At 72.0% G+C, this 3,533-nt stretch carries 4 protein-coding genes; all 4 read left to right on the top strand.

The genetic code is table 11. From position 1 onward, the window contains the following. Positions 1 to 531 (top strand): glycosyltransferase (locus GTW08_RS11165; RefSeq protein WP_161151863.1); only part of this gene is annotated, 531 nt, incomplete at its 5' end. Next, positions 528 to 1,007 (top strand): YbjN domain-containing protein, encoded by a 480-nt coding sequence (locus GTW08_RS11160; RefSeq protein ID WP_073576590.1) that lies wholly within the window; start codon positions 528 to 530, stop codon positions 1,005 to 1,007. The genes GTW08_RS11165 and GTW08_RS11160, both read left to right, overlap by 4 nt. A gap of 123 nt (positions 1,008 to 1,130) precedes the next feature. Continuing rightward, the gene (locus GTW08_RS11155; RefSeq protein ID WP_073576589.1) at positions 1,131 to 2,708 is read left to right on the top strand and encodes an AMP-binding protein; all 1,578 of its coding nucleotides are present in this window, start codon (positions 1,131 to 1,133) and stop codon (positions 2,706 to 2,708) included. A gap of 268 nt (positions 2,709 to 2,976) precedes the next feature. Next, entirely contained in the window at positions 2,977 to 3,345 is a 369-nt protein-coding gene (locus tag GTW08_RS11150; protein ID WP_073576588.1) for a hypothetical protein, read from the top strand. The last annotated feature ends 188 nt before the right edge of the window (positions 3,346 to 3,533 follow it).

Below are 3,533 nucleotides of genomic sequence, written 5' to 3'. Positions count from 1 at the left end.
GCGGCCGAGCTGGCCGCGCGCGCGCCGGGGCTGCGGGAGCGCCTCGTCGTGCTCGTCGCGGGCGGGCCGTCCGGGTCGGGGCTGGCCGAGCCGACGTCGCTGCACGAGCTGGCGGCCGAGCTGGGGATCACCGACCTCGTCCGGTTCCTGCCGCCCCGGGCCGGCGACGAGCTGGTGACGGTCTACCGGGCGGCCGACGTCGTCGCCGTCCCGAGTCACAACGAGTCCTTCGGGCTGGTCGCGCTGGAGGCCCAGGCGTGCGGGACGCCGGTGGTGGCGACCCGGGTGGGCGGGCTGCCGGTCGCCGTCGCCGAGGGCCGGTCCGGGCTGCTCGTCACCGGGCACGACATCTCCGACTGGGCCGACGCGCTGGGCGAGCTCGCGCTCGACCCGGGCCGTCGAGAGCAGATGGGGCGGACCGCGGCGACGCACGCGCACCGCTTCTCCTGGGACCGCACGACCGACGCCCTGCTGGGCGCCTACGACGAGGCCCGCACCGAGTTCGCGGCGCGGCGACGGGGGGACGTATGAGCGACCTGGAGCAGCGGATCGGGGCCGCGCTGGCCGACTCCGGCGCCGAGCACGTCCACCGCGGGCCCGGGCAGTGGCTGGTCACCCTCCCCGGCGAGGCCCGGCTCCAGACCCAGACCTGGCTGATCCTGCGCGAGCAGACCCTCGCGGTGCAGGCGTTCGTGTGCCGCAGGCCCGATGAGAACCACGAGGGCGTCTACCGGTTCATGCTGCTGCGCAACGCCAAGCTCTACGGCGTGCACTACTGCCTGGACCGGGTCGGGGACATCCACCTCGTCGGGCGGCTGGCCCGCCACGCCGTCACCGCGGACGAGCTCGACCGTGTCCTCGGCTCGGTGCTGGAGGCCGCCGACGGCGACTTCAACACCTTCCTGGAGCTCGGCTTCGCCTCCTCGATCCGCCGCGAGTACGCCTGGCGCAGCGAGAACGGCGAGTCGACCGCGAACCTGACCGCGTTCGAGCACCTCTTCCGGTGACCCGCGGGTAACTTTTCACCGCGCCACGACGACGGTACGGGCGCGGTGCCTCTAGCATGACGCCGAACCCGGCCGGATCTCCGCGCCGTCCGTCCCCCGCAGGACCTCGCGAAGGAGCGAACCTTGTCGTTGCGCAGCCCGTACCCGGACGTCGAGATCCCTGACGTCTCTCTCACCGAGTTCCTGTTCGCCGACGGGTTCGGCGACCGGGCGGACGCGCCGGCGATCGTCGACGGCACCACCGGTGACCAGCTGACCTACACCGAGTTCCACGGCCTGGTCGAGAAGATCGCCGGCGGGCTCGCCGCCCGCGGCATCGGCACCGGCGACGTCGTCGCGCTGTTCGCGCCGAACCTGCCGCAGTGGGCGGCGCTGTTCCACGGCATCCTGCGCGCCAACGGCATCGTGACCAGCGCGAACTCGATGTACACCGGCGGCGAGCTGGCCCACCAGCTGAAGGACTCCGGCGCGAAGATGGTCATCACCGTCTCGCCGTTCCTCGACCGGGCCGTGGCCGGGGCGAAGGAGGCGGGACTGTCCGAGGACGTCGTGCTCACCATCGACGCCACCGAGGGCCACGACTCGCTCCGCGATCTCGTCGGCTCCGGCGCCCCGGCCCCCGAGCTGACGACCACCGCGACCGACACCGCGGTACTGCCGTACTCGTCGGGCACCACCGGCCTGGCCAAGGGCGTGGTGCTGACCCACCGCAACCTGGTGGCGAACCTGCTCCAGATCCAGGCCATGGGCGACGTGACCAGCGAGACCAAGATCATGGCGTTCCTGCCGTTCTTCCACATCTACGGCATGACCGTGATGATGAACCAGGGTCTGCACGCGCGCGCCACCGTCGTCACCATGCCGAAGTTCGACCTCGAGCAGTTCCTGACCATCACCCAGGACCTGCAGGTCGACCGGCTCTACATCGCCCCGCCGGTCGCCGTCGCGCTGGCCAAGCACCCGATCATCGACAAGTTCGACCTGTCCTGCGTGAAGACGGTCTTCTCCGGTGCCGCCCCGCTGGACGGCGAGCTCGGCCGCGCCGTCGCCAAGCGGCTGGACTGCACCGTGCTGCAGGGCTACGGCATGACCGAGCTGTCCCCGGTCAGCCACTGCATGCCCGACAACCGCGGCGACCTCGACCTGAACTCGTCGGGCTTCGCGCTGCCGAACATCGAGTGCAAGCTGGTCGACCCGGAGTCCGGCGAGGAGGTCGGCGTCGGCGAGCGCGGCGAGCTGTGGGTGAAGGGCCCGAACGTGATGGTCGGGTACCTCAACAACTCCGAGGCGACCGACGCCACCAAGGACGCCGACGGCTTCCTGCACACCGGTGACATCGCCGTCGTCGACGACGAGGGTGTCTACTCGATCGTCGACCGGGTCAAGGAGCTCATCAAGTACAAGGGCTACCAGGTGCCGCCCGCCGAGCTGGAGGCGCTGCTGCTGACCCACGACAAGATCGCCGACACCGCGGTCATCGGGGTCAAGGACGCCGACGGCGAGGAGGTCCCGAAGGCGTTCGTGGTGAAGCAGGCCTCGGATGAGGACCTGACCGAGGACGACGTCATGAGCTTCGTCGCCGAGAAGGTCGCGCCGCACAAGAAGGTGCGTGTGGTCGAGTTCATCGACCAGATCCCGAAGTCGGCCTCGGGCAAGATCCTGCGCAAGGACCTGCGGGCCCGGGAGAACGAGAAGGCCTGACCCGAACGACCGGCCGTTCCGTCGTCGGCACCCCCCTTCCCCGGGCTCCGCACCCGAGCTGCCGGCACGGATCCGGGACGTCGATCAGTACATCAGCGCTGTCGTGGGCCTGCCGGACAGCACTCAGGTACTGATCGACGCGGTCGGGGCGGTGCGTCCGGTCGGCCCGACGTCGGACAGGCGGCTCGATCCACCTCCGGCGTCCGAACCCGGCGGGGCGGGCGCGGTGATCCGCGGGGCGGCGGCGCCGTCGTGCTGTCCTGTATCCATGACCGCCGACGCCCCCACCCCCGTGCGACTCGGCCCGTCCGATGCGGGCGAGGTCCTCACGCTGCAGCGGGCCGCCTACGTCACCGAGGCCCGGGCGCACGACGACCTGTCCCTCCCACCGTTGACCGAGGAGCTGCCCGCGGTCCGCGAGGAGCTCGGCCGCGCCTCGGTGACGGCCTGGGGCGTCCGCGACGACCGGGGCCGGCTCGGCGACGCCGTGACGACCGTCGCGCTGTTCACCGGCGAGCACAGCGCGGGCAACCTCCGCCTGTACCGGCGGGCCGGCTACGTCGAGACGCACCGGACGGGCGCCGGCACCGACGAGCTGGTCCACCTGACCAAGGCCCGCACGTCGGGAAGTACCTGAGCACTTCTCGACGGGACGAGTGCGCGTCAGCGGCCCGCGGTCTGCTCGGGGGGCTCGCCGAAGGCGCGCGTGTAGGCCACGCGGAACCCGCCCGGACGCAGGAACCCCCACCGGCCCGCGATGCGGCCGACCGACGTCGCGTCGCCGGAGGCGCGGAGGTCGGCGCGCACACCGTCGAGCCGGGCCCG

It is taken from the genome of Pseudonocardia sp. SID8383, from assembly GCF_009864975.1.
GTDB classification, from domain to species: domain Bacteria; phylum Actinomycetota; class Actinomycetes; order Mycobacteriales; family Pseudonocardiaceae; genus Pseudonocardia; species Pseudonocardia alni.
This window is presented reverse-complemented; position numbering and strand designations above follow the sequence as displayed.

Excerpts from the sequence above, each read along its gene's own strand:
- GTW08_RS11150 (WP_073576588.1), top strand. The coding sequence starts at position 2,977 with ATGACCGCCGACGCCCCCACCCCCGTGCGACTCGGCCCGTCCGATGCG.
- GTW08_RS11160 (WP_073576590.1), top strand. The coding sequence starts at position 528 with ATGAGCGACCTGGAGCAGCGGATCGGGGCCGCGCTGGCCGACTCCGGC.